Raw genomic sequence first — 6,561 nt, 5'->3', positions numbered from 1 at the left:
TCATCAAAATCCTCATCGAATTCATCATTCACGTAATACTCAAGCTGCTGAGAATTTTCAAGAGCTGTTTGAAGATATTTCTCGTCCAAACCGTTTTCTCTGTATCCCTGCAAAATCGTGTTGTAATACTGCTGACTCGGTGGAGAAATTGTCCCACGATTCATCAGATATGCCATACCTTCGTAGGTTTTTCCGTCCATTTCAAAGGTCATTTTTTCCTGCCTGTAGAAACTGGGGTAGCCTTCGTATTTGTTAAGAGTAGGCAAATCCCTTTCGTCAAGCTCCCATATCAGAACGGGAACTCTTGCACCCTTATTCGGAACGATTGTTGCAACGCCCCTGAACTCTAATTCATAATCCTTGATTTCTGATGTTCCTACAACCTTTGAATGTGGACATCTGTATGCCATTTGCTCCAAATTTATATTGCTTCCATATGCAATATATAACTGTTTATTTTTCATTCTCTACCTCCGATCACATTGACATTTCCATGCCCATTTCTTCATCTTCTTCAAAGTTCTCACATTCGCTCTCTGTCGGCTCTGAATTTTCATCGGATACATTTTCGTTTAACTCCTGAACCTCGCTTACAGGCTCGACACGCTGCCCACGGGCGGCTTGCCGTTCAGCTTCACGCTTTTCTTTCAGCTTTGCCCTTGCAGCGATTCCGTCCTCCGGGTGCCGCCATGCAATATCGCCATCCAAATGTTTTAGCAAATGCGTTCTGCAATTCTTGAACTCATCTCCGATAAGTCCAAGATTCAAAAGCCATACACGAAAGCTGTACCTCATATTGTCGCTTTGCGAAACGTGCGGAGAACAGTATTTCTTAGTCATTGCCGCATTGCTTATGGCAAGCGCAAGAACTATCTGACTTCTTACCTCACCGGCATGAAGACTTCCGTTGTATGCCCTTATCTCGTAATGACCATGCTGAAAGAATGAGTGCAGATTGCAGATAACATATCGGCTATTTGAGTAATGCTGAAACTGTTCGCTCATTCTGCCGTGATACCAAAGTCCCTTTATTTCTTCCATATCTTTAGGCTTTTTTCGGTTAATTTCCTCGATGAACTGCTTATCCATCTTGTGACAGTAGGATTCACGAGCAGAAGAAACCTGCAAAGCGTCCCACAGAAAGTCCTCCTTACTTGCAAAAATATTTACAAGATTGCGTATCTGCTGCGGAGTGTAATCGTCTGCCGAAATATGAATATGCGTGCCTGCACAATATCTCGGACCTGTTACTCCGCCCGCTTTTCTAAGAACTCGTACAACCTCCTGCAAAAGCGGAATATCCTCATATTCAAGAACAGGAGAATTCATTTCCACACTGTAGGATTTGGACGCTCGGTCGCCGTTTGCATTGTAACAGTTGATACTTCCGTCGTACACAATAGACCAATCTCTGTTTTTGGAATCTCTTACTGTATATTTATCATAAGTACCACCTTCATGGACAACTTCTCCGCCCAGAACACCTGAAAGCGTTTTTGCCGCCTGACATCTTGTAAGACCCGTCATTTCTATCTCAATGCCAAAATTTCTTGTCTTTATCCCATCAAAATTGCCTGCCAAATAACCGCCTCCCAACAAAAACAGCCTGCATATCTCTCCGCAAGCCGTAAATTTAATCGTTATTCAATTTCTGCTTTAACTTCGTAGCCACCCTTGAAAATCACCAATATTTCGGTCTTGCTCAGTACTTTTATGCACTCGATTAATTTGCGAATCAGCACATTATCGAATGTTTCTAACTCAAATTTCTCATGCTCTATCATATTCATAATTTCATCAAGTTTCGCCTGTGTTTCTTCTGAAGTTTTGTTCTGCAATTTCAGATTTTCAAGACGTTCGCTTAATTGCTGTTCTTCCGAATAAAGCTTCGCAAACTCGCTGTCAAGCTTATCCTCATCGCAGCCGCCTGAAGCGATTAAGTCCACTAAATCATTCCTTGCTTGGTCGATTTCCCTAAGTCTTTTTTCTGCTGAGAGGATTTCCTCCTGACCTTGACATTCAAGCACCGAACCGATATTCGCTTTTAAAATCCGCACAATATCATTTCGGCAGGAATAGTAATTATTTATCGCATGAATTATCGCTTGGTGTAGCTGTTCTTCTTTTATCGTAGGTGAATCGGGGCAGTACTTTTTGCCGTGTTCCAAACGGCTTATGCACCGCCAGACCACCTGCTTTTTGCCGTTTCTTGACCACACCCTGCGTCTGTATGGAGTTCCGCAGTGACCGCATATCAACAGCTCTGATAACGCATATTTTCCGCTGTATTTGCCTTGCTCAGTTTTGGTTTTATCGCTGATTTTACGCTTGGAAGTTCGCCTTGCAAGCTCCTGCTGTACTCGATTGAACGTGTCACGGTCAACAATCGGCGTATGATGGTCTGTCACAAGATACATAGGACGTTCACCGTTATTTTTCACCACTTTGTGAGTTATGCAGTCCACCGTAAAACTTTTTTGCAGAAGTGCGTCGCCGACATATTTTTCATTTTTCAGAATACGCTGAACCTCGCCTTTACTCCAAATATTTTTGCCTGTAGCCGTCCTTCTGCCCTGAGCCATAAGCGTATCTGCGATATTTAAAAGCGTGTATCCGTCAAGGTACATATTAAAAATCAGCTTAACTGTTTCCGCTTCTTCAGGAACTATTTCAGGCTTGCCGTCTGCACCTTTTTTGTAACCGAGAAGATATTTATACTGAAACTGTACCTTGCCCTCACGGTAAGCTTTTTCTTTTCCCCAGCTTACATTTTTGCTTATTGACTCCGATTCTGCCTGAGCAAAACTTCCGTACAGAGCTATCATAAATTCAGAAGTCATTGTCATCGTATTGATGTTCTCTTTTTCAAAAACAACTCCGATACCCAAGTCTTTAAGCTGTCTGACATACTCAAGACAATCAACGGTATTTCGGGCAAATCTCGATATCGACTTGGTAATTACAAGGTCGATTTTCTTGTTTCTGCACATACGGATCATGCGATTAAATTCGGTACGCTTTTTTGTCTGTGTACCGCTGATACCTTCGTCGGCAAAAATTCCGGCAAGAGTCCATTCTTTTTTGCGATTTATCAAGTCTGTGTAATATGCGATCTGAACCTGATAGCTGTTTTGCTGTTCCTCTTGTTCGGTGGACACTCGGCAGTATGCAGCTACTCTCAATTGGTGATATTTATCACGGTTTATTTCCGTCTGCGCTTTGGCAGGAATTATCGTTACATTCGATGCTGTGCTCATTATTTACCTCCTCGATGTTTTGAACGGTTTGCGCAGCAAATTGCGGACTTTGTCCGCAAAGGTCAAAACTCGCATTTGAAAGCTTTGCTTTCAAATTGTCCTTCTCCGTTATATTTTTAATTCGCACTCCATTTATGAGTTCAACCTCTATGGTACAAAAATGGCTTATCAAAATCCTGTTTACGCAGGACTTAAATAAGCCAATATCGAGCGTATTTAATTGTTCGTGATTTTCAAGCAGAGCCTTGATTTCATTAGTTTTCTGCGGACTGTCATTGTAAGTACAGCAGTCGTATTTCAGCTCGGCAAGCCTGAAAATCTCAGATTTCACTCGGTCAAAGTCCACTTGTATAGAATCGGACATCTGATTAATTTCATTTTGTTTACGGATCACATCGGCGGTAGGGGAATATGTGCTCACTTCGCCGCCGTACTCTAATAGGCAGGGATTTGCAATAGCAGTGTTTAAAACAGTCAGCACCGCTCCTATTATCATTTGGTCTGTCAACCTATATTCATATTTAAAGCAATCGGGATTTCCGCAGTTCCAATATTCACGTCCTTTGCCGTTAGTTTTTCTGAAAAGCTTTTCTCCGCATTCGGCGCAGTATGTAACCTTTCTGATTTCCTGTAAATCGTCGCATACCAGATTAAGCGTAGTAGCTTTTCTCACTCGCTTTTCATTAGCCTGCCTGAAAATATCCTCATCAATTATCTGCGGATATTTGTCAGTTCCGAGATATTTCTCATTTTCGATTATTCTCTTGACCATATTTTTGTTCCAACGGTCAGAATCCTCAGTATATCGTATTTTTTTAGACTCCATTAGCTTTGCGATTTGAAGTAAACTGCTGCCGTTCAGATATTCGCTGAAAATTTCCGCAACTGCGCAAACTTCTTTCGGTTCTGTAGTTATTTCGCCGCTTTTCATGCAGTAGCCGAACGGTATTACTCTGTTTTTGGGCATCTAATTTCACCTCCATGTACAACAATATCACAAACTTCTGCGGAAATCCAGTACCAAAACCGACAAAAATATGCCCTGCAATTTTACTGCAAGGCACTTTCCGTTATATGTTTTCTTTTAACTTCAATCCGCCGATCAAATGAAACTCCAGTTCATGCTGATCTGTAGCAACAATTTTCTCAACTATACTCTCAAATGCCAATTCTTCAAACTCGGTTATCGGATTATCTCGCTTTTCAAAAAAATCAATCAACATTTCAATCTGATCAAGCGTTTCATTCTCATCGTCGGAACGTGTAAGCTTTTTCAGCTCGGATTGCAGTTTATTGATTTTAGCTGTAAGCTCCGTAGTCTGCTCAATGTATTTTGCCTCGTCCAGAAATCCTTTCGTTTTCAGTCTTGCAAGGACATGGGTCTGCTCCTTAAGTTTTGCGATTTCTTTGTGAATATCCATAACATTGGTGTTTCCGCTGAATTTTTTCAGCTTTAAATCCTGTAACGACGTTTGGAGAGGTACAAGAATTTGCTTGTAGTTGTACCACAGCTTATTGCATAATCTGATAAATGAAATATAGATCAATTTCTGAGCTATTGCCTTATTCGGACAATCTTTTGCTCTGTTATCATGCGTTCGGCATACCCAATAAGTTTTTCCATTTATGTTTTTGCGTCTATATATTTTTCCGCAATTATCACAGAAAATTTTCATAGTTAACGGATACTGCTTAAATTCGGTATTACCGTAATATTCGCCGCGCTGTTTTAAAAGCGTTTGAACCTTTGTAAAGTCCTCTCTTGATATAATCGGCTCGTGAGCGTCGGTTATATAGTAGCTGTCCACCTGACCTTGATTTTTGCTTTTCCTGAAAGGGAATACATTCTCGGTAAATTTCTTTTGCCAAAGACAGTCCCCAATATATTTTTCATTTGTCAGTACATACCGTACAACATTTTTGTTCCAAGGTTTGCCTTTTGAGTTTTTTTGGAATCCCCCCTGCATTAAGGTCATTACTTATCCGCAGGAGTCCTTTTCCATTCAAGAAATCTTCATATATGCGCTTTACAATTTCAGCTTCTCTAGGATTTACAATCATTTTTCCTCCAGATTTCGTATATCCGTATGGAACATGGGATACTATATATGTTCCATTAGCCATACGTTTCCTTATGCTCCATTGCATATTCTGAGAGATCGAAGTCGATTCCTCCTGCGCCAAACCGCCCATGATCGTTATCATCATTTCATCGGTCATGTTGGCAGTATCAATATTCTCTTTCTCAAAATATATTGTGATACCAAGGGATTTCAGTTCTCTTACGTTCTTCAGACAATCCCTTGTATTTCGGGCAAAGCGGCTGATTGACTTGGTGTAAATCCTGTCGATCTTACCCTTGCGGCAGTCCTTTAACATTCGCTGAAACTCGTCACGCTTGTCCTCACGGGTTCCTGTGATACCCTCGTCAGCATATATGTCGATGAGTTCCTCTGTTTCTGAATCCTCAAAAACCTGACTGTAATACCTTGTCTGAGCCATAAAGGAATTGAGCTGATCTTCGCTGTCGGAACTTACTCGGCAATATGCGGCACAACGTATCTTGACTGCTTTTTCTTCTGCTATTGTCGGCTGTATAACCGTTACTGTCGGCATTTCCTCACCTCCGTTTTACCAACAAGGATACCACAAATCTTTTCAGAAAGGTATCACCAAACCGGACAAAATTACTTGTCCGAATTTGACATATTTTCATCTGCCTGCTTTGCCGCAGTGCAAAGACACATTGTGATTACTCCCGCTGTACCGCCTGCAAGCAATCCAATAATAAATCCTAACATTTCTTAACCCCCTTATGCTGCGTCCCTTGAAGACGGGAACTGACCGTATATATCTTCCGTATTTTTGCTGTTAAAATTCTGTTTGTCGGCTGCTTCAAGAATTTCATCAAGCTTGTCCGCAAATACTCTCGCCATAAAATCGCTGTATTCTGCTTGTCCAAATTTAGTCATCAAAATCAACTCCTATACTTATTTTCATCGCTTTTTCTACTTTTTCCATAAGTTCAAAATCAACTGAACCCACGTAACTTTTCAATCGGTATCTGTCTATCGTCCGTATCTGTTCCGCAAGCACGATTGAATCCTTGGGCAATGTTTTTGAACCTCGGATATGAATATGAGTGGGAAGATAATGCTTTTTTGCCGTCGAAAGCGGAAGAACCACGATCGTTGGGCTGTGCCTGTTTCCCACATTATTCTGTACCACCAGCACAGGACGAATACCGCCTTGCTCTGAGCCGACCACGGGATTCAAATCTGCGTAAAAAATATCTCCACGTTTA

At 41.3% G+C, this 6,561-nt stretch carries 9 protein-coding genes; all 9 read right to left on the bottom strand.

What is annotated here, in order from left to right; genetic code table 11:
• Nucleotides 1-464, bottom strand: a 464-nt coding sequence (locus DW015_RS13000; protein ID WP_147338174.1) for a gamma-glutamylcyclotransferase family protein, incomplete at its 3' end; no start/stop codon positions are given.
• A 13-nt stretch (nt 465-477) separates the two neighbouring features.
• Nucleotides 478-1,581 carry an amidoligase family protein gene (locus DW015_RS12995; RefSeq protein WP_117905933.1) on the bottom strand — a complete coding sequence of 368 codons (1,104 nt, stop codon included), beginning with the start codon at nt 1,579-1,581 and terminating at the stop codon, nt 478-480.
• A 59-nt stretch (nt 1,582-1,640) separates the two neighbouring features.
• Complete coding sequence (locus DW015_RS12990; RefSeq protein WP_117905932.1) at nt 1,641-3,257, bottom strand: recombinase family protein; 1,617 nt, start codon at nt 3,255-3,257, stop codon at nt 1,641-1,643.
• The gene (locus DW015_RS12985) at nt 3,196-4,224 is read right to left on the bottom strand and encodes a recombinase family protein (protein ID WP_117905931.1); all 1,029 of its coding nucleotides are present in this window, start codon (nt 4,222-4,224) and stop codon (nt 3,196-3,198) included. Before DW015_RS12985 ends, DW015_RS12990 begins: the two co-directional genes overlap by 62 nt.
• 103 nt (nt 4,225-4,327) lie before the next feature.
• Nucleotides 4,328-4,678, bottom strand: coding sequence for a hypothetical protein (locus DW015_RS13820; protein ID WP_242993302.1), 351 nt, complete (start codon nt 4,676-4,678; stop codon nt 4,328-4,330).
• 469 nt (nt 4,679-5,147) lie between these two features.
• Nucleotides 5,148-5,873, bottom strand: a complete 726-nt coding sequence (locus tag DW015_RS12975; protein ID WP_117905929.1) for a recombinase family protein — start codon at nt 5,871-5,873, stop codon at nt 5,148-5,150.
• Nucleotides 5,874-5,944: 71 nt separating this feature from the next.
• Complete coding sequence (locus DW015_RS12970) at nt 5,945-6,058, bottom strand: DUF3789 domain-containing protein (protein WP_117877047.1); 114 nt, start codon at nt 6,056-6,058, stop codon at nt 5,945-5,947.
• Between the two features lie 12 nt (nt 6,059-6,070).
• Nucleotides 6,071-6,229, bottom strand: a complete 159-nt coding sequence (locus DW015_RS13530) for a hypothetical protein (protein WP_178182115.1) — start codon at nt 6,227-6,229, stop codon at nt 6,071-6,073.
• Nucleotides 6,222-6,561: type II toxin-antitoxin system PemK/MazF family toxin (locus DW015_RS12965; protein WP_147338175.1), on the bottom strand; the 340-nt coding region annotated here is incomplete at its 5' end. The genes DW015_RS12965 and DW015_RS13530, both read right to left, overlap by 8 nt.

Source organism: Ruminococcus sp. AF37-20, from assembly GCF_003460465.1.
Taxonomy (GTDB): Bacteria; Bacillota; Clostridia; order Oscillospirales; family Ruminococcaceae; genus Hominimerdicola; species Hominimerdicola aceti.
The sequence above is the reverse complement of the archived record's forward strand: the minus strand, read 5'-3'. Positions and strand labels throughout refer to the sequence as shown.

Excerpts from the sequence above, each read along its gene's own strand:
- DW015_RS12990 (WP_117905932.1), bottom strand. The coding sequence starts at position 3,257 with ATGAGCACAGCATCGAATGTAACGATAATTCCTGCCAAAGCGCAGACG.
- DW015_RS12985 (WP_117905931.1), bottom strand. The coding sequence starts at position 4,224 with ATGCCCAAAAACAGAGTAATACCGTTCGGCTACTGCATGAAAAGCGGC.
- DW015_RS13820 (WP_242993302.1), bottom strand. The coding sequence starts at position 4,678 with ATGGATATTCACAAAGAAATCGCAAAACTTAAGGAGCAGACCCATGTC.
- DW015_RS12975 (WP_117905929.1), bottom strand. The coding sequence starts at position 5,873 with ATGCCGACAGTAACGGTTATACAGCCGACAATAGCAGAAGAAAAAGCA.
- DW015_RS12970 (WP_117877047.1), bottom strand. The coding sequence starts at position 6,058 with ATGTTAGGATTTATTATTGGATTGCTTGCAGGCGGTACAGCGGGAGTA.
- DW015_RS13530 (WP_178182115.1), bottom strand. The coding sequence starts at position 6,229 with ATGACTAAATTTGGACAAGCAGAATACAGCGATTTTATGGCGAGAGTA.